Origin of the sequence: Geobacillus sp. BMUD, assembly GCF_013096845.1 — a bacterium.
Classification (GTDB): domain Bacteria; phylum Bacillota; class Bacilli; order Bacillales; family Anoxybacillaceae; genus Geobacillus; species Geobacillus vulcani.
This window is the reverse complement of sequence record NZ_SDLA01000001.1, coordinates 158,399-175,587: the sequence shown is the minus strand read 5'-3', so window position 1 is coordinate 175,587 and position 17,189 is coordinate 158,399. Positions and strand designations below refer to the sequence as shown.

The 17,189-nt window shown below is 52.6% G+C and carries 20 protein-coding genes; 6 read left to right on the top strand and 14 right to left on the bottom strand.

All coding sequences use genetic code 11. The features are described 5' to 3' along the window. Positions 1 to 15: 15 nt before the first annotated feature. The gene (locus ETC05_RS00825; RefSeq protein WP_031410577.1) at positions 16 to 975 is read right to left on the bottom strand and encodes an NAD(P)H-dependent flavin oxidoreductase; all 960 of its coding nucleotides are present in this window, start codon (positions 973 to 975) and stop codon (positions 16 to 18) included. After that, on the bottom strand, positions 975 to 1,097 hold the full coding sequence (locus tag ETC05_RS18025) for a hypothetical protein (RefSeq protein ID WP_256371091.1): 123 nt from the start codon (positions 1,095 to 1,097) through the stop codon (positions 975 to 977). The genes ETC05_RS00825 and ETC05_RS18025 overlap by 1 nt, the downstream gene beginning before the upstream one ends. Before the next feature lie 40 nt (positions 1,098 to 1,137). Here ETC05_RS18025 and ETC05_RS00820 point away from each other — a divergent pair, with 40 nt between their 5' ends. Then, positions 1,138 to 2,610 (top strand): aminotransferase class I/II-fold pyridoxal phosphate-dependent enzyme, encoded by a 1,473-nt coding sequence (locus ETC05_RS00820; RefSeq protein WP_031410578.1) that lies wholly within the window; start codon positions 1,138 to 1,140, stop codon positions 2,608 to 2,610. 113 nt (positions 2,611 to 2,723) lie between these two features. Here ETC05_RS00820 and ETC05_RS00815 read toward each other — a convergent pair whose 3' ends face one another. Further along, a complete protein-coding gene (locus ETC05_RS00815; RefSeq protein WP_031410579.1) occupies positions 2,724 to 2,849 on the bottom strand; it encodes a GapA-binding peptide SR1P in 126 nt (41 codons plus the stop codon). Positions 2,850 to 3,053: 204 nt separating this feature from the next. Here ETC05_RS00815 and ETC05_RS00810 point away from each other — a divergent pair, with 204 nt between their 5' ends. Continuing rightward, complete coding sequence (locus tag ETC05_RS00810; protein WP_031410580.1) at positions 3,054 to 3,431, top strand: DUF1885 family protein; 378 nt, start codon at positions 3,054 to 3,056, stop codon at positions 3,429 to 3,431. Between the two features lie 65 nt (positions 3,432 to 3,496). Here ETC05_RS00810 and ETC05_RS00805 read toward each other — a convergent pair whose 3' ends face one another. From ETC05_RS00805 to pdhA, 5 genes are all read right to left on the bottom strand, one after another. Beyond that, a complete protein-coding gene (locus ETC05_RS00805) occupies positions 3,497 to 3,739 on the bottom strand; it encodes a hypothetical protein (protein WP_031410581.1) in 243 nt (80 codons plus the stop codon). Positions 3,740 to 3,991: 252 nt separating this feature from the next. Beyond that, positions 3,992 to 5,404 (bottom strand): dihydrolipoyl dehydrogenase, encoded by a 1,413-nt coding sequence (gene lpdA / locus ETC05_RS00800; RefSeq protein ID WP_171660177.1) that lies wholly within the window; start codon positions 5,402 to 5,404, stop codon positions 3,992 to 3,994. Positions 5,405 to 5,408: 4 nt separating this feature from the next. Then, on the bottom strand, positions 5,409 to 6,713 hold the full coding sequence (locus tag ETC05_RS00795; protein WP_031410583.1) for a dihydrolipoamide acetyltransferase family protein: 1,305 nt from the start codon (positions 6,711 to 6,713) through the stop codon (positions 5,409 to 5,411). 72 nt (positions 6,714 to 6,785) lie between these two features. After that, on the bottom strand, positions 6,786 to 7,763 hold the full coding sequence (pdhB, locus tag ETC05_RS00790) for a pyruvate dehydrogenase complex E1 component subunit beta (RefSeq protein ID WP_171660176.1): 978 nt from the start codon (positions 7,761 to 7,763) through the stop codon (positions 6,786 to 6,788). Between the two features lie 3 nt (positions 7,764 to 7,766). Beyond that, positions 7,767 to 8,876, bottom strand: coding sequence for a pyruvate dehydrogenase (acetyl-transferring) E1 component subunit alpha (gene pdhA / locus ETC05_RS00785; RefSeq protein ID WP_031410585.1), 1,110 nt, complete (start codon positions 8,874 to 8,876; stop codon positions 7,767 to 7,769). Between the two features lie 527 nt (positions 8,877 to 9,403). On the opposite strand from pdhA, the gene def reads away from it, so the two are divergent. Continuing rightward, positions 9,404 to 9,958 carry a peptide deformylase gene (gene def, locus ETC05_RS00780; protein ID WP_011230557.1) on the top strand — a complete coding sequence of 185 codons (555 nt, stop codon included), beginning with the start codon at positions 9,404 to 9,406 and terminating at the stop codon, positions 9,956 to 9,958. 54 nt (positions 9,959 to 10,012) lie between these two features. On the opposite strand, the gene ETC05_RS00775 is transcribed toward def, so the two are convergent. Continuing rightward, entirely contained in the window at positions 10,013 to 10,795 is a 783-nt protein-coding gene (locus ETC05_RS00775; protein ID WP_084177492.1) for a Cof-type HAD-IIB family hydrolase, read from the bottom strand. Positions 10,796 to 10,972: 177 nt separating this feature from the next. Here ETC05_RS00775 and ETC05_RS18020 point away from each other — a divergent pair, with 177 nt between their 5' ends. From ETC05_RS18020 to rnjA, 3 genes are all read left to right on the top strand, one after another. Next, the gene (locus ETC05_RS18020; RefSeq protein ID WP_256371090.1) at positions 10,973 to 11,107 is read left to right on the top strand and encodes a hypothetical protein; all 135 of its coding nucleotides are present in this window, start codon (positions 10,973 to 10,975) and stop codon (positions 11,105 to 11,107) included. Between the two features lie 145 nt (positions 11,108 to 11,252). Then, positions 11,253 to 11,468 carry a DNA-dependent RNA polymerase subunit epsilon gene (locus tag ETC05_RS00770; protein ID WP_031410587.1) on the top strand — a complete coding sequence of 72 codons (216 nt, stop codon included), beginning with the start codon at positions 11,253 to 11,255 and terminating at the stop codon, positions 11,466 to 11,468. Then, entirely contained in the window at positions 11,465 to 13,132 is a 1,668-nt protein-coding gene (gene rnjA, locus ETC05_RS00765; protein ID WP_031410588.1) for a ribonuclease J1, read from the top strand. Before ETC05_RS00770 ends, rnjA begins: the two co-directional genes overlap by 4 nt. A 70-nt stretch (positions 13,133 to 13,202) precedes the next feature. On the opposite strand, the gene ETC05_RS00760 is transcribed toward rnjA, so the two are convergent. The 5 genes from ETC05_RS00760 to ETC05_RS00740 all read right to left on the bottom strand — a co-directional run bounded on the left by ETC05_RS00760 (position 13,203) and on the right by ETC05_RS00740 (position 17,172). Next, entirely contained in the window at positions 13,203 to 13,865 is a 663-nt protein-coding gene (locus tag ETC05_RS00760; RefSeq protein ID WP_031404722.1) for a potassium channel family protein, read from the bottom strand. 166 nt (positions 13,866 to 14,031) lie between these two features. Then, entirely contained in the window at positions 14,032 to 14,274 is a 243-nt protein-coding gene (locus tag ETC05_RS00755; protein ID WP_031404724.1) for a YkuS family protein, read from the bottom strand. Between the two features lie 47 nt (positions 14,275 to 14,321). Further along, positions 14,322 to 15,458: an N-acetyldiaminopimelate deacetylase gene (locus ETC05_RS00750; RefSeq protein WP_171660175.1), complete on the bottom strand. Its 1,137-nt coding sequence runs from the start codon at positions 15,456 to 15,458 to the stop codon at positions 14,322 to 14,324. A 57-nt stretch (positions 15,459 to 15,515) separates the two neighbouring features. Beyond that, positions 15,516 to 16,226: a 2,3,4,5-tetrahydropyridine-2,6-dicarboxylate N-acetyltransferase gene (gene dapD / locus ETC05_RS00745; RefSeq protein ID WP_031404727.1), complete on the bottom strand. Its 711-nt coding sequence runs from the start codon at positions 16,224 to 16,226 to the stop codon at positions 15,516 to 15,518. Positions 16,227 to 16,299: 73 nt separating this feature from the next. Next, complete coding sequence (locus tag ETC05_RS00740; RefSeq protein ID WP_256371089.1) at positions 16,300 to 17,172, bottom strand: transcriptional regulator CcpC; 873 nt, start codon at positions 17,170 to 17,172, stop codon at positions 16,300 to 16,302. Between the last annotated feature and the right edge of the window lie 17 nt (positions 17,173 to 17,189).

Sequence of the window (17,189 nt, the reverse complement as noted above, 5' to 3'; positions counted from 1 at the left end):
GTTCCACCTCCACCGTTAGTTTGCCCAACGGCGCCGAATTTGTTCCGCCTCTTCAATCATGCGGGCAAACAACTCAGCGACGGATGGAACGTCGTGAATGAGTCCGATCGCCTGCCCGGCCCAAGCGAATCCCTCGTCCACCTTCCCTTCGTAAATGAAGCGCCGGTTCGCTTCTCCGCTAATATATTCTTTTAAATCCTCATACGTGCCGCCTTGGCGCTCGATTTCCAATATTTTTTCCGCCCAAGCGTTGGCCAACACCCGCCCCGGCGCCCCGAGCGACCGTTTGATGATCATCGTATCGTTTTCGGTCGCCTTAAGAATCATTTCTTTATACGCGGGATGGGCATGAACGCATTCTTTCGTGGCGATAAACCGTGTTCCCATCTCAATGCCTTCCGCCCCAAGCGCCAGCGCTGCCATCAATCCGCGCCCGTCGGCGATGCCACCCGAGGCGATGACCGGGATCGATACGGAGTCAACGACTTTCGGAATGAGGACAAACGTGCCAATATCGTATTTGCCGAGATGCCCGCCCCCTTCCTGCCCGACGACCATCACGGCGTCAGCACCGAGTTCTTCCGCTTTCACGGCCTGGCGGACAGCAGCGACAAGCACCAGTTTTTTCACGTTTACCCCTTTCAGTTGCTCAAAAAACGGCGCCGGATTGCCGCCGGTGACCGAAACGACCGGCACGCCTTCGTCAAGCGCCGCCTCAAGCATATGGGAGAACGGGCGGCCGTGCTGGCCGATGGCGAAATTGACGCCGAACGGTCGATCGGTTTTTTCCTTCACCTTGCGGATTTCCTCGCGCAGCTGCTCCGGTCCATCGAGCGACATCGCCGTAATTTGGCCGAGCCCTCCGGCGTTTGACACCGCTGCCGCCAGGTCAGCGTACGCCAAGTAGGCGAGCCCCCCTTGAATAATCGGATATGTAATGCCGAGTAGCTCTGTCACCCTCGTTTTCCATTTCATTAGATCACGCCCCCCTTTTTGTTTTGTCTTTCTTTTATTTCTCTTTTGAACCCCTGTTTTCCTTTTTCAGCGCGTCCATTCATTTCTTCTTTGCAAACGAAAAAATCCATGCTATAATGCATTTTGTTTTATTCTCCGAGTTAAAAGAGGTGTGAAAAACCATTGTCGCAACTCGAAACACCATTGTTTACTGGTTTGTTGGAGCATATGAAAAAAAATCCGGTTCAATTTCACATTCCTGGCCATAAAAAGGGAGCCGGCATGGATCCGGAGTTTCGCGCTTTCATCGGGGACAACGCCTTGGCGATTGATTTGATCAACATCAGCCCGCTCGATGACTTGCACCATCCAAAAGGGATGATCAAGCGGGCTCAGGAACTTGCCGCCGAGGCATTCGGCGCCGATTATACGTTTTTCTCGGTGCAAGGAACAAGCGGCGCCATCATGACGATGGTCATGTCGGTCGCCGGGCCGGGCGATAAAATCATCGTGCCGCGCAACGTCCATAAATCAGTCATGTCAGCCATTGTCTTTTCCGGGGCGACGCCGATTTTCATTCATCCGGAAATCGACAAAGAGCTTGGCATTTCTCACGGCATTACGCCGCAAGCGGTGGAAAAAGCGCTCCGCCAGCATCCCGACGCGAAAGGGGTGCTTGTCATCAACCCGACGTACTTTGGCATTGCCGGCGATTTGAAAAAAATCGTCGATATCGCCCATTCGTACAATGTCCCGGTGCTTGTCGACGAAGCGCACGGCGTGCATATTCATTTCCATGAAGATTTGCCGCTCTCTGCGATGCAGGCGGGCGCCGATATGGCGGCGACAAGCGTCCATAAGCTCGGCGGTTCGCTGACGCAAAGCTCGATTTTGAACGTGCGGGAAGGGCTCGTCTCCGCGAAACACGTGCAAGCGATTTTAAGTATGCTGACAACGACCTCGACGTCGTACTTGCTGCTTGCTTCGCTTGATGTCGCCCGCAAACAGTTGGCGACGAAAGGGCGCGAGCTCATCGACAAAGCCATTCGCCTCGCCAACTGGACGCGTCAGCAAATCAATGAGATTCCGTATTTGTATTGCGTCGGCGAAGAAATTTTGGGCACAGAAGCGACATATGATTATGATCCGACCAAGCTCATTATTTCCGTGAAAGAGCTTGGGCTGACCGGCCATGACGTCGAACGTTGGCTGCGTGAGACGCACAACATCGAAGTCGAGCTTTCCGATTTATACAACATTTTGTGCATCTTCACCCCAGGCGACACCGAACGAGAGGCAAGCCTCCTTGTCGAAGCGCTCCGCCGCTTATCGGAGCAGTTCAGCCATCAGGCGGAAAAAGGAGTCAAACCGAAAGTGCTCCTTCCGGACATCCCGGCGCTCGCCTTGACGCCGCGCGATGCGTTTTATGCTGAAACGGAAGTCGTGCCGTTTCACAAATCGGCCGGCCGGATCATCGCCGAATTTGTCATGGTGTATCCGCCCGGCATTCCGATTTTTATTCCAGGCGAAATCATTACGGAAGAAAACTTGAAGTATATTGAGACGAACTTGGCTGCCGGCCTCCCTGTTCAAGGGCCGGAAGACGACACATTGCAGACGTTGCGCGTCATTAAAGAATACAAACCGATCCGCTGACCGCACAAGCCGGTTCGCCTGGCTTGTGCTTTTTTGCCAAAATAAACGGCGCGCATGCCGACAAGCCGCATGCGCGCCTCTATCCGTTCCTTTCCCCCATCGGTTTGACCGTTTTATTCTTTTTCCCCGCCCTCATTGTCATGCTCGCAGCAATCGCATTTTCCATAAAGCGTTGTCACTTTTTCATCTTCAAAATATGCAATCGTCGCCTCACACGTTTGACATACGATCGTGCCCATCCCCAAAACCCCTTTATGATGATAAATTTCATTGTTGTTTTTATAATAATATATCACATTTCGATTGTCAATCCCAATTTGTATGTCACATTTGGTCTAATAAAGACTTTTTTGCAATCGCTCTTTTTTCCATCCATTGTCCGCCAATCTATGATACAATGAAGGCAAAGACGCAAGGTGACCGATGGGAGGGGAAAAGGAACGATGAACGCTTATCTAAAGCTGCCGGCGGGGAAAGCCATGGCGATCGAAGACGTCAAACAGCTGCTCGACCGCTACCGGACAGCGCTCAAAAAAACGGGGGAACAGCTCGGCTGGCCGTATGAACAAGCCGCCTTCCCGTATACGATCCGCGAACACGAATCCGTTCTTTATTTGCAAGGTGACGGCCGTTTGTACAAAGGGATGGCGATTTCCGTGCGGACGGCTGGGGAAGAGACATTTATTGATGTCATGCTGCCGCCGGCAGCGACGCATGGGGATAAAGGGAAGGCCAATGAATTCAGCAAATGGCTGGCGAAAACGCTCGGCGGGGAATTGCACTTGTTCAGCGGGCGGACGATGGCGTTTGGCGGCGCTTGACATTTCCCACGGTTCCAGCCGTGGCTGAGAAGCTCCCACTTCAAGCAAAGCTAAGTGGGAGTCGTTCACTGGACGACCTGCCAAATAACATGCTGGCCGGCAAAGTACACCGCCGCCGTCCCCATCGTTGTCAGCGCCGCCTTGCGCGTCGCCAAGCCGAGCTGGCGCGCCAGCAAAAAGGCGATGTACATAAAGACACACAACATCAGCCCGCGGAAAAACGGCCGGTCTCTTCCTGACAGCCACTCAATTAACGAGAAACTGCTCCAAATCATCATCTGCAACAAAAACGCTACGTACGCTTTCATGTCCATTCCATCTCCCGCTTTTCTTTACCATAACGATATGAAACAAAGGCGGAAAATAGTATGGAAAATTGGACAAGAAATGAGACGGCTGTTTCCTTTCAACAAAAGGCGATGGAACAAGCGCGGCGGCGGACGGGCAGAAGTCGGCGATGTCGAGCCTGTCAACCGCTCCTCTTCCCTTTCCGAATGGCGCTTCTTGTCCATTGATTTTCCAAAAAAAGGTGTCCCGATCGATTCGGGACACCTTTGAGTTTATTTCGCAATGATATGAATCGGTGTGCCAAGCGCCACTTCCGCTGCTTCCATGGCAATTTCGCCAAGCGTCGGATGAGCATGGATCGTCAGTGCGATATCTTCCGCCGTCATGCCGGCTTCGATGGCCAGCCCAAGTTCGGCGATCATATCCGAAGCGTTCGGGCCGATGATTTGCGCTCCGATCACGACGCCGTCTTCTTTGCGGACGACAAGCTTCAGGAAGCCGTCCGTATCGTTGAGCGACAAAGCGCGTCCGTTGGCGGCAAACGGGAATTTCGCCGTGATCACGTCGATGCCTTCCTCTTTCGCCTGCTGTTCAAAGTAGCCGACCGAGGCGCATTCTGGATCAGAGAACACAACCGCCGGAATCGCGACGTAATCCACGACCGATGGATGGCCGGCGATCGCTTCCGCCGCCACTTTTCCTTCATACGACGCTTTATGGGCAAGCGCCGGACCGGGGACGATGTCGCCGATGGCGAAAATGTTCGGCACGCTCGTCCGACATTGCTCGTCCACTTCAATCAAGCCGCGGTTCGTCATTTTGATGCCGATTTGTTCAAGACCAAGCTCATCTGTATTCGGTCGGCGGCCGACCGTCACCAACACATAGTCGGCATCAATCGTTTTCGTTTCACCGTTCGCCTCATACGTGACCGTCACGCCATCTGCGCGCTCTTCGGCTCCTTTTGCGAGCGCATTTGTCACAACTTCGACCCCTTTGTTTTTCAAGCGGCGTTTAATGACCGACACCATTTGCTTTTCAAAACCAGATAAAATCTCGCTGGCTCCTTCAAGAATCGTCACTTTCGCCCCAAAGTTGGCGTAGGCCGTGCCAAGCTCAATGCCGATGTAGCCGCCGCCGATGACAACAAGCGATTTCGGAATTTCCCCAAGGCTGAGCGCGCCCGTCGAATCGAGAATACGGCCAGAAAACTTGAAGTTCGGCAGCTCGATCGGGCGTGAACCTGTGGCCAGAATCGCGTGTTTAAACGTATACGTCTGCGCGCTGTCGCCGTTGACGACGCGCACCGTGTTGGTGTCGACGAAATACGCTTCCCCTTTGACGATGTCGACTTTATTGCCTTTGAGCAGCCCTTCAACGCCGCTCGTCAACTTTTTCACAATGCTCGCTTTCCATTCTTGCACTTTCGAGAAATCAACCGTGACGTTTTCCGCCTTGATGCCCATCTCTTCGGAATGTTTCGCTTGCTCGTAGCGATGGCTTGCCGAGATGAGCGCCTTGGACGGGATGCAGCCGACGTTTAAGCAGACGCCGCCCAAATTTCCTTTTTCCACAATCGTCACTTTTTGGCCGAGCTGTGCGGCGCGGATGGCGGCGACATAACCGCCAGGGCCGGCGCCGACGACGAGCGTTTCGGTTTCAATTGCAAAATCGCCAACTACCATCGTTTTACGCCTCCATTAATAATAATTCTGGATCGCTTAACAGCTGTTTGATATGGTTGAGCGCTTTTTGCGCCGTCGCTCCGTCGATCATCCGGTGGTCGAAGCTCAACGAGAGCGCCAGCACCGGTGCGGCGACAATTTCCCCGTCGCGGACGATCGGTTTTTCGGCAATGCGGCCGATGCCAAGAATCGCCACTTCCGGATGGTTGATAACCGGCGTAAACCATTGCCCACCGGCTGAGCCGATGTTCGTGATCGTGCACGACGCCCCTTTCATTTCGCTTGGCGTCAGTTTGCCTTCCCGCGCTTTTTCAGCGAGTTCGTTGATTTCCTTCGCCAACGCGAAAATCGGCTTCCGGTCGGCATGTTTAATGACCGGCACGAGCAACCCACGATCCGTATCAGCGGCGATGCCGATATTGTAGTAATGCTTGTGAATAATTTCTTCGGTCGCATCATCGATCGATGTGTTCAGCACCGGATATTCACGCAGCGCGGAAACAAGCGCTTTGACGACATACGGCAAGAACGTCAGCTTGATCCCTTTTTCTGCGGCAATGGCCTTGAATTTTTTCCGGTGAGCAACCAGCTTTGTCACATCGGCTTCGTCCATGAGCGTCACGTGCGGGGCCGTATGTTTCGAATGCACCATGGCCTTGGCGATCGCCCGACGGATGCCGCTCATTTTCTCGCGCGTTTCCGGGAATTCGCCTTCCGGCACAACCGGTTTCGCCGTTGGCGCTTGCGGCGCTGCTTTCTCTTCCGGCGCTTGCGCTGCCGAAGGAGCTGCAGCTTTTGCGCCGCCGGCGAGGAAGGCATCAATATCTTCTTTCAAAATGCGGCCGTTTTTCCCTGTCCCTTGAACGAGACGGATATCGACGCCTTTTTCACGCGCATATTTGCGCACAGACGGCATCGCGATGACGCGGCGGTTCGGGTCGGCTTCCGCTTCGGCCGCCGGTGCGCTCGGAGCAGCGGTCTCAACCGTTTCCTTTTTCGACACCGTTTCCGCTTTTTCCTCTTTTTTCACTTCCTCGTGTTCTTGTCCTTTAAACGTCATGTTTTCATAGCCCGGCGCATCGAGCGTAATGAGCGTTTGCCCGACCGTCGCCACCGTTCCTTCCGGGACGAGAATCTCAAGCACTTTCCCTTTGACAGGAGATGGGATCTCGACGACCGCCTTGTCGTTTTGCACTTCGCACAACACGTCGTCTTCGTTCACTTCATCGCCCGGCTTGACGAACCATTTGACGATCTCGCCTTCATGAATGCCTTCGCCAATATCCGGCAGCTTAAATTCAAATGCCACTGTAGGTCGACCTCCTATCGTTTGCCGAAAATGAGCGGGGGAAGGCGCTTTGCTCCCCCGAACTTGTCCATATTAGAAGTTGATCACTTTTTTCGCCGTCTCGATCACGTCTTTAAAGTTCGGCAGCCATACCGATTCGGCCTGTGCGAACGGATAGACGGTATCCGGCGCGGTGACGCGCAATACCGGCGCCTCAAGGCTTAAAATCGCGCGCTCATTGATTTCAGCAACGACGTTGGCAGCGATGCCGGCTTGCCGTTGTGCTTCTTGAACGACGATGGCACGACCCGTTTTTTCAACCGAACCAATGATCGTCTCAATATCGAGCGGCTGCACGGTGCGCAAGTCGACGACTTCGGCAGAAATGCCTTCCTTCTCTAATTCTGCCGCCGCTTTTAACGATTCATGCACCATGGCCCCGTACGCGATGATCGTAATGTCTTTTCCTTCACGCTTAATGTCCGCTTTGCCGATTGGAATCGTGTACTCTCCTTCCGGCACCTCTTGGCGGAACGAGCGGTACAGCTTCAAATGCTCAAGGAAAATCACCGGATCGTTGTCACGAATCGCCGAGATGAGCAGTCCTTTCGCATCATACGGCGTCGACGGAATGACAACCTTCAATCCCGGCTGTTGGGCGACGAGCCCCTCTAAGCTGTCTGAGTGCAATTCCGGCGTATGAACGCCGCCGCCAAATGGCGAACGAATCGTAATCGGCACATGATAGCGGCCGCCAGTGCGGTAGCGGATGCGGGCCATTTGTCCACAAATCGCATCCATCGCCTCATAGACGAACCCGAAAAACTGAATTTCCGGCACCGGGCGGAACCCTTGCAAAGCCAAGCCGATCGCCAAACCGCCGATCCCTGATTCAGCAAGCGGCGTATCAAACACGCGCTCTTCACCAAACTCAGCTTGCAGCCCTTCGGTCACCCGGAATACGCCGCCGTTGACCCCAACGTCTTCGCCAAACACCAGCACGTTCGGATCGTTTCTCATCTCGATGCGCAGCGCATCGGTGATCGCTTGAACCATTGTCATTTGCGCCATGGCTTACTTCGACTCCTTCTCTTTATAAATTTCATACTGCTCTTTTAAGTTCGCCGGCAGCTCTTCGAACATAATGCTGATTAAGTCGGTCACTTTTTGTTTCGGCGTTTCGTCCGCTTTTTTGATTGCTTCCTTGATGTCCTCTTTCGCCTGCTCGATGACGCGGTTTTCTTCCTCTTCGCTCCATAGGCCTTTCGCTTCTAAAAACTTCCGGAAACGGACAAGCGGGTCTTTTTTCGCCCATTCGTTTTCGAGTTCCTTCGAACGATAGCGCGTCGGATCGTCGCCGGACATCGTGTGCGGACCATAGCGGAAGCAAAGCGTTTCAATGAGCGTCGGCCCTTCGCCGTTAATCGCGCGTTCGCGGGCTGCTTTCACCGCGGCGTAGACCGCAAGCGGATCCATGCCGTCGACTTGAATGCCCGGAATGCCGGCAGCGACCGCTTTTTGCGCCAATGTTTTGGCGACCGTCTGCTTTTCAACCGGCGTCGAAATGGCAAAGCGGTTGTTTTGCACGACAAAGATGGCCGGCGCTTTAAACGCCCCCGCGAAGTTGATGCCCTCGTAAAAGTCGCCTTGCGATGTCCCGCCGTCGCCCGTGTATGTAATGGCTACCGCTTTTTTGCCCCGCATTTTCAAGCCGAGCGCCACGCCGGCTGCTTGAATGTATTGAGCCCCGATAATAATTTGCGGCGGCAAGACGTTGACGCCTTCAGGAATTTGGTTGCCATGAAAGTGGCCGCGCGAGAACAAAAACGCTTGATAAAGCGGAAGCCCGTGCCAAATGATTTGTGGCACATCGCGATATCCCGGCAAAATGAAGTCTTCTTTCTCAAGCGCAAACTGGCTGGCGATTTGGCTCGCTTCCTGCCCAGCGGTCGGCGCGTAAAACCCGAGTCGGCCCTGGCGGTTCAACGAAATGGAACGTTGGTCGAGGACGCGCGTATACACCATGCGGCGCATCAGCTCTTTCAGCTGCTCATCGCTTAACTCCGGCATCGCCGCTTTGTTGACGATTTCGCCTTCTTCATTCAAAATTTGAAACGTCGGGAACTGCTCGGCTACTTTCTCGAGCTGCTCCGCAAATCGAAACTGGGAGGTTTTCACACCCATGTTATTCACCTCTGCCTTTCATTGAAAATTTTGGAAATTAGGATACATTCGCCCATATACTATTAATGTACCCAAAGTGAAAGAGAAATAAAAAACGGCCGCCATTCGGCGCCAACGCAAGCAACAAAGGCGCCAACATCTGTTTCACTATTTTTCAAAACCAAATTAGTACAATACGCATTTGCAAATTTTAGTTTACACGTTCTTGGGTCAACCGTCAACGACTTTGATTTCTCATGTTTTTCGCCTTATCTTTTGTACAAAATTGGAATTCATAATATTTCGTCGGCAAACTGTTATATTACATCCCTCACCATCTGTATGAATCCTGTATTATATTTTCACAAAATATAAAACAAACAGTGACTTGACAAGAAAATGGAAGCGTTTTCTTTCATTGATCTGAGTTACTTTCCTTATACCCGAATAATATATTTGTGCAGCTGCGTTTTTATTTACGATCGATGCTCATTTTGTTAGACTAAACGATAGACAGTGATGCCAAACGTAGGGAGTGAGCGAAGCGAATGATCACGATGAAAGACATCATCAAAGAGGGGCATCCGACATTGCGGAAAATCGCCGAACCCGTTCCCCTTCCCCCTTCGGAAGAGGATAAACGCATTTTGCAAAGCCTTCTTGACTACGTCAAGATGAGCCAAGATCCAGAGCTGGCCGCCAAATACGGCCTTCGGCCCGGCATCGGTCTTGCCGCCCCGCAAATCAACGTCTCGAAGCGGATGATCGCCGTCCATGTCACCGATGAAAATGGAACGCTGTACAGCTACGCCTTGTTCAACCCAAAAATCGTCAGCCATTCGGTGCAACAATGTTACTTGACGACCGGGGAAGGATGTCTGTCAGTCGACCGCGACGTGCCGGGGTATGTGCCGCGCTATGCCCGCATCACTGTCACCGGGACGACGATCGACGGCGAAGAAGTCACACTGCGCTTGAAAGGGTTGCCGGCCATCGTCTTCCAACATGAAATCGATCACTTAAACGGCATCATGTTCTATGACCGCATCAACCCCGATGACCCGTTTCAAGTGCCGGACGGGGCGATTCCGATCGGGCGCTAAAAAGCCCCCCTGTAAATGGGCGAGCGGCCCAGCCGAAAAGGCCAAGGCCGCTTTTCATCGGATGAGCTGCAGCTGTTTCAATCCGTACCAAATGCCTTCCTTATCGACCGGCTTCGTAACGAAGTCGGCGACCCTTTTCACTTCCTCATGGGCGTTGCCCATCGCCACCCCGGTTCCGACGAACGAGAGCATTTCAATGTCATTCAATCCGTCGCCGAACGCGTACACATCCTTCGCATCGATCCCGAGCTTTTCGATCATTATGCGGATGCCTTCCGCCTTCGAGCCCCCTGCCGGCAACACATCGGTCGAGACGTCGTGCCAACGGACGAAGCGAAATTCGGGATAGTTGCGCACATACCGTTCTTCTTCCTCAGCGCGGCAAAACAGAAGCGCTTGGTAAATGTCCTTGTTCTCATAATAAAGAGGGTCGATAGGCGGGTGGGCGAATTTTAGGCTCGCCATGCTGACGTGGATGTGCGGATGGTCATCGACGCTGGCCCGCATTTCATCGGCGTTCATAAATACGAGAGGATGTCCGTGGCGATGGGCATCCTCGGTCAGCGCTCTCACTTTCTCACGCGAAAGCGGCTGTTTGTATAGCACATTCCCTTCAAAAACGACGTACTGACCGTTGAAGCTGACGAACGAATCAATGCCAAGCTGTTTGCGCACGTGCTCAAACATAAACGGAGCGCGTCCGGTGGCGATGGCGACATAAACGCCCGACTGCTTCAGGCGGCGAACCGCTTCGATCGTTGACAGCGGCAGTTGCTTTTGCTCATCAAGCAGCGTGCCGTCGATGTCGAAAAAGACGATTTTTCTGCCCACGTTCACTTTCCCCTTGTTGAAAAGTTGTTCATTGTTTACCGTACTGAAAAACGCCCGGAATGTCAACCAAGAGGCACGATCTGTTCCATTTTTACCCATGAAAAACAAGCCTCGGCCTACATATCATATATAATAGAACATTTACTTTCGCCGCAAAATGAGTACAATAAAAGGTAAGGAGTGATGAAACATGTTGAAAAAGCTGAAAAAAAAGCTGCTTCAACAGTGGAAAGACCTGCTCCGGAAAAAATTGATCGCCTGACCGTTACAACAACAGCCCTTCCATTCGAAGGGCTTCTTTCCCACTTTAGCGAATAAAGCGGGCCACATTCGTCAAAGATGATGCATATCGTCGGCACATCTTACGCCTGTTTTTGCTTTTGGCAACAAAACACATGAAAAGAAAGTTACATTCTTATATAATAGATAGAGCAACTATTGTACGATAAGGAGAGATTTCACGATGATTTTCAAAGTGTTTTACCAAGAAAACGCAGACGAGGTGCCTGTGAGAGAAAAAACGAAAACACTCTACATCGAAGCAGAATCAGAGCGGGATGTACGCCGAAAACTCGAAGATCGTCCGATCAATATTGAGTATATTCAGCCGTTAGAGGGAGCGCATCTAGAATACGAAAAGAAAAGCCCGAACTTTCAAGTATTGGAGATTTCATCATGAAGCTGTTAGCTGACCAGCAAGTTGGCATTTTTGCCCTCGGCGGACTGGGTGAAATCGGAAAAAATACATACGGCGTACAATTCCAAGACGAAATCATTGTCATTGACGCAGGCATTAAGTTTCCGGAAGATGAGTTGCTCGGGATCGACTATGTCATTCCAGACTACTCCTATTTAGTGAAGCACGCGGACAAAGTGAAAGGACTGTTCATCACCCACGGGCACGAAGACCATATCGGTGGCATTCCGTATTTGCTCCGGCAGCTGAACATCCCGATTTACGGCGGCAAATTGGCGCTTGGACTGATTCGCAACAAACTTGAGGAACATGGCTTGTTGCGCCAAGCAAAGCTCATTGAAATTCGCGAAGACGATGTCATTCGCTTCCAAAAAACGGCCGTTACCTTTTTCCGGACGACACACAGCATTCCGGACAGCTACGGCATTGTCGTCAAAACGCCGGTTGGTCAAATCGTCCATACCGGGGATTTTAAATTCGACTTTACGCCGGTCGGCGAGCCGGCCAATTTGACAAAAATGGCCGAAATTGGGAAAGAAGGCGTTCTTTGCCTCATGTCGGACAGCACGAACAGCGAGATTCCACATTTTACGATGTCGGAGCGGCGCGTCGGCGAAAGTATTCACGACATTTTCCGCAAGGTGGAAGGGCGCATCATTTTCGCCACATTTGCATCAAACATCCACCGTCTTCAACAGGTGACAGAAGCAGCCGTCGCCAACAACCGAAAAATCGCTGTCTTCGGCCGCAGCATGGAAGCGGCGATTGAAATCGGACAAGACCTCGGCTATATCAAATGCCCGAAAGGCACGTTCGTCGACGCGAACGAAATCAACCGCCTGCCGGCCAACCGGGTGACGATTTTATGCACCGGCAGCCAAGGGGAGCCGATGGCCGCCTTGTCGCGCATTGCCAACGGCACGCACCGGCAAATTCAAATCATCCCGGGCGACACGGTCGTCTTTTCCTCATCGCCGATCCCGGGCAACACGGTGAGCGTCAACCGGACGATCAACATGCTGTACCGAGCCGGCGCAGAGGTGATTCATGGCCCGCTCAACGACATCCATACGTCCGGCCACGGCGGGCAGGAAGAACAAAAATTGATGATCCGGCTGATGAAGCCGAAATATTTCATGCCGATCCACGGCGAATACCGGATGCAAAAAATGCATGCCAAGCTCGCCATTGACTGCGGCGTGCCGGAGGAAAACTGCTTTATCATGGACAACGGCGAAGTGCTTGGCATCAGCGACAAAGAAGCGCGCATCGTCGGCAAGATCCCGTCCGGCTCCGTCTACATCGACGGCAGCGGCGTCGGCGACATCGGCAACATCGTCCTGCGCGACCGCCGCATTTTATCCGAAGAAGGGCTCGTGATTGTCGTCGTCAGCATCAACATGAAAGAGTTCAAAATCGCCGCCGGCCCGGATATTATCTCTCGCGGCTTCGTCTATATGCGCGAGTCAGGTGATTTGATCAGCGAAGCGCAGGTGTTGATCACGAAACATCTCGAAAAAGTGCTGGAACGAAAAACGAACCAATGGGCGGAAATCAAAAACGAAATTACGGAAACGCTCGCTCCGTTCTTGTACGAGCGGACAAAACGGCGGCCAATGATTTTGCCGATCATCATGGAAATCTAAAGAAAAAGGGCGTCCTTGCAAAAGGATGCCCTTTTTCCGTCATCATCATGCACAAGCCTCCTGCCAACTGTCAACCAACGACTTCTTCCTCGAATCGGTCAATGTCGCTGTCAGCGCCGATGACGACCAACACGTCGCCTTTGCGGATGATTTCCGAGGCGAGCGGCGAAACGATGACACTTGCCCCGCGCTTAATGGCGACGATGTTGATGCCGTAGCGGGCGCGGATGTCAAGCTCCAAAAGCGAATGGCCGTCCAACCGCTCGCTTGCCACGATTTCGACAATGCTGTATTTGTCCGACAGCTCCAGATAATCTAAGACGTTATTGGAAATCAAATTGTGGGCGATCCGCTCGCCCATGTCCCGCTCTGGATGCACGATTTGATCAGCACCGATTTTTTTCAGCACTTTCTCATGGTAATCGTTCGTCGCCTTGACCGTAATATGGTGGACGCCGAGCTCTTTTAAAATCAGCGTCGTCAAAATGCTCGCCTGGATGTTGTCGCCGATCGCGACAATGACATGATCGAAGTTGCGGATGCCTAAGCTTTTCAACACGTTTTCATCGGTCGTGTCGCCGACGACGGCGTGCGAAGCGATCGAGGCAAATTCGTTTACCCGGTCTTCATCAATATCGATAGCCAATACTTCCATCCCTTGTTCGCTCAGCGTCCGGCAGATGCTGCCGCCAAAACGCCCGAGGCCGATGACAGCAAACTGTTTCTTTTTCATTGCCACTCCTCCATCGTTGATCAAGCATGGTCCTTCCCCTTATTTTAGCAAAAAAGAAAAAGGAACGAAAACAGTCTTCGTTCCCTTTCCGCCATTCCTTTACGCTATGCGATTTCACCATTTCGCCAAAAACGGGCTGCCAGCGCACAGCCCGAACGTTCGATCATTAGCGAAGTTTTTCTTCGACTTTTTGGCAAATCTCGTCCGCGGTGAGCCCACTCGCTTCAATGACCGGACCGGACGTTACGATGTTGTGAATGCCGGCGATATTGGCGTCCAGGCCGGTAATGACGCAGCAGTCGCAACCTCTTGCGTCTTGCTCCCCACGGAGCGGTACAACGTCATGCCCTCTTTCTCTCAACGCCTCTTGCACATCAGTCAGCGATGGCTCAACACCAATTTTCGCCATCCCACTCCACCTCCTCACACATATAATGTGCCTTGTCAGAGGTGGAACTATACTTCCGAATTCCCCTTCCAGGAAAAATAGTCGATCAAAAAAGCAATGGCGCGGTCGATCGCTTCCTCGTTCGGAGCCAGTTTTGCATGGTGCAGCCCGTATGGCGAATCAACGCCAAGCCAAAACATAAAACCCGGAATGTCCGCCAACATGTAGCCGAAATCTTCACCGGTCATCGCCTCTTTGCAACCGATGACATTCACGCCGCCGTGCGCCTCAGCAAACTTCATAAATTCCGCTGTCAGCTCCGGATCGTTGTACACTTGATGGTACATCGCCCCGTAATCAATGGTGGCTTCACATTCGTACGCGACTTCAATGCCATGCACCATCGCTTCAATCCGCCGCTTCACCTTCTGCATCGCCGCAGCCGACAGCGTCCGAATCGTCCCCTCGAGCCGAGCGCGCTCGGCGATGACGTTTTGCACCGTCCCGCCGGTAATTTTTCCGATCGTAATGACCGCGCTGTCAAGCGGGTCGACGTTGCGGGCGACAATCGACTGCAGCTGCGTCACCAACGCGCAAGCGGCGACGACCATGTCATTCGCCAAATGCGGAAACGCCGCGTGGCCGCCTTTTCCCTCCAAGTCGATAAACAGCTCCGACGTATTGGCAAACAGCAGCCCTTCTTTCGTTGCGATCGTGCCGACCGGATATTCCGGGGCAATATGCAGGGCGACGATCATATCCGGCTTCCATTCCTGCATGATGTCGCTTTCGACCATCGGCTTTGCCCCGCCCGGCCCTTCCTCAGCCGGCTGGAAAATAAACAGCAAGTCATCTTGCAGCGGATGATGAGCAAAATGGGTGAGCACGCCAAGGGCGATGCTCATATGGACATCGTGGCCGCACGCATGCATGCAGCCTTCATGCTTCGACCGATACGGCAAGCCCGTCTCCTCGCGAATCGGCAGCCCATCCATATCGGCGCGGTAGCCGATCGTTTTGCGCGGTGATGTTCCGTTGACTTTGACAAAAATCCCGGTTTTCCACGTCCGGACTTGAAGCCGCTCTTGCGGCAACGATTGGATATAGCGAAGCAAATAGTGCTGCGTCTTAAACTCTTGAAACCCAAGCTCCGGGATTTGATGCAAGTCGCGGCGAATGGCGACAAATGGGCTGATCGCTTCCATCTTCTCTCCTCCATGGGCAAAAAAGCTGTCCTCGTAAAGGGACAGCCTTTCGTGTGATTATAATTGGCGAAGCTCCTGTTTAATCTCCGTTTTCGCCCGCGTTTGCTCGTCGATTTGCTTAATGACGCGCGCCGGCACGCCGGCGACCACCGTATACGGCGGCACGTCTTCGACGACGACCGCGCCCGCAGCGACGACCGCCCCTTTGCCGACGGTGACGCCTTCTAAAATGACGGCGTTCGCCCCGACAAGCACATCATCTTCAATGACAACCGGCTTGGCCGATGGCGGCTCGATCACGCCGGCCAGCACGGCACCGGCGCCGATATGGCAGTTTTTCCCGACCGTCGCCCGGCCGCCGAGCACGGCGTTCATGTCGATCATCGTTCCTTCGCCGACGACGGCGCCGATGTTGATCACCGCTCCCATCATAATGACGGCGTTGTCGCCGATTTCGACATGATCACGGATGATCGCGCCCGGCTCGATGCGCGCCTTGATGCCTTTCAAATCCAAGAGCGGAATGGCCGAGTTGCGGCGGTCGTTCTCGACAACATAGTCCTCGATTTTGTCTTGATTCGCCTCGATGGCGGCTTGAATGTCTTGCCACTCGCCAAACACGATGCCGACGTTGCCGGTCATAAACGTTTTCGCGCTTGGGCCGAAATCGATGCCATCAAGATCCCCTTTTATGTATACTTTCACAGGCGTTGATTTTTTGCTGTTTTGAATAAACGAAATGATTTCATTGGCGTCCATCATCTTCATGGGTGACATCCTCCTTTGCAGCTGTATTCTTTTTTACTTTAGCAAAACAGAGATCATCGTGACAAGCATAAATTCATGGGACAAAATGTTGCAGCACCTTCTCGAAGGCTTGTACTTGCGGAAGCTGCCATGCCGCTTCCGAGCTGATCAGCCACGTATCCCTCGTCATTGGCTCACCATGCTTATTTTTTAACGGTATCATATGAACAAGATGTTGTTCCCGGCCATCTAAAGCGATTTCCGGTAAAATCGCATAACCAACGCCATGATAAGCAAGCTGTTTGCATGTTTCAATTTGGTCGACCATCACCGTGCGCGCGGGCAAGGCTTGAAATTGCTCATGCCACCATTGTTGAATATGCAGCGAATAGGTGGAATCGCTTTTAAATTGAATAAACGGGCGTTCGGTATGGCGCAACTGCTCCAAAGAGTGAATTTCCTGGTCTACTAAATAGAGCTGATCGGTAAATAACCGCGTCGCGATCCCGCTCCAATTGGGCTCTCCGCGAACAATCCCAAGCTGAAACCGATTTTCATACATGTGGCTTAGGACTTCACTTGTCCATCCTGTCGTCAACGAAACGTTGACATCCGGATATAACTTGATGAATGTTTTTAAAACGGGGGGCAGCCAATGCTGGGCAACAATGGAAGCGACCGCTATCGTTAACGTCCCGCTGATTTGTCCGACCCGTTGTTTGATCTCTTCTTTTACTCGATTCGTTTTCTGCACGATCTCTTTCGCCAGTTGGACAATTTTTTCCCCCTCTGGTGTTAACAGCAACCCTCGCTGAGACCGGATAAATATTTTCGCATTCCAGCTCGCTTCGATCGCCTGCAGCCGTTGAGACAACGCCGACTGCGTCACATACAGCCGAGCTGCCGCTTTTCTCATATTTAATTCTTCCGCCAAAACGGCGAGGACTTCATACTCTGAAGTATTCAAAACGACCATCCTTTTGA

Bases quoted from the DNA above. Each gene is read 5' to 3' on its own strand.
- ETC05_RS00755 (WP_031404724.1), bottom strand. From the start codon at position 14,274: ATGGCGAAAATTGGTGTTGAGCCATCGCTGACTGATGTGCAAGAGGCG.
- pdhA (WP_031410585.1), bottom strand. From the start codon at position 8,876: ATGGGTGTGAAAACCTCCCAGTTTCGATTTGCGGAGCAGCTCGAGAAA.
- ETC05_RS00760 (WP_031404722.1), bottom strand. From the start codon at position 13,865: ATGAAAAAGAAACAGTTTGCTGTCATCGGCCTCGGGCGTTTTGGCGGC.
- def (WP_011230557.1), top strand. From the start codon at position 9,404: ATGATCACGATGAAAGACATCATCAAAGAGGGGCATCCGACATTGCGG.
- ETC05_RS00750 (WP_171660175.1), bottom strand. From the start codon at position 15,458: ATGGAAGCGATCAGCCCATTTGTCGCCATTCGCCGCGACTTGCATCAA.
- ETC05_RS00770 (WP_031410587.1), top strand. From the start codon at position 11,253: ATGATTTTCAAAGTGTTTTACCAAGAAAACGCAGACGAGGTGCCTGTG.
- ETC05_RS00810 (WP_031410580.1), top strand. From the start codon at position 3,054: ATGAACGCTTATCTAAAGCTGCCGGCGGGGAAAGCCATGGCGATCGAA.
- ETC05_RS00805 (WP_031410581.1), bottom strand. From the start codon at position 3,739: ATGAAAGCGTACGTAGCGTTTTTGTTGCAGATGATGATTTGGAGCAGT.
- pdhB (WP_171660176.1), bottom strand. From the start codon at position 7,763: ATGGCGCAAATGACAATGGTTCAAGCGATCACCGATGCGCTGCGCATC.
- ETC05_RS00815 (WP_031410579.1), bottom strand. From the start codon at position 2,849: ATGGGCACGATCGTATGTCAAACGTGTGAGGCGACGATTGCATATTTT.
- ETC05_RS00825 (WP_031410577.1), bottom strand. From the start codon at position 975: ATGAAATGGAAAACGAGGGTGACAGAGCTACTCGGCATTACATATCCG.
- ETC05_RS18025 (WP_256371091.1), bottom strand. From the start codon at position 1,097: ATGCATTATAGCATGGATTTTTTCGTTTGCAAAGAAGAAATGAATGGA.
- ETC05_RS18020 (WP_256371090.1), top strand. From the start codon at position 10,973: ATGAAACATGTTGAAAAAGCTGAAAAAAAAGCTGCTTCAACAGTGGAA.
- dapD (WP_031404727.1), bottom strand. From the start codon at position 16,226: ATGAAGATGATGGACGCCAATGAAATCATTTCGTTTATTCAAAACAGC.
- lpdA (WP_171660177.1), bottom strand. From the start codon at position 5,404: ATGGTAGTTGGCGATTTTGCAATTGAAACCGAAACGCTCGTCGTCGGC.
- rnjA (WP_031410588.1), top strand. From the start codon at position 11,465: ATGAAGCTGTTAGCTGACCAGCAAGTTGGCATTTTTGCCCTCGGCGGA.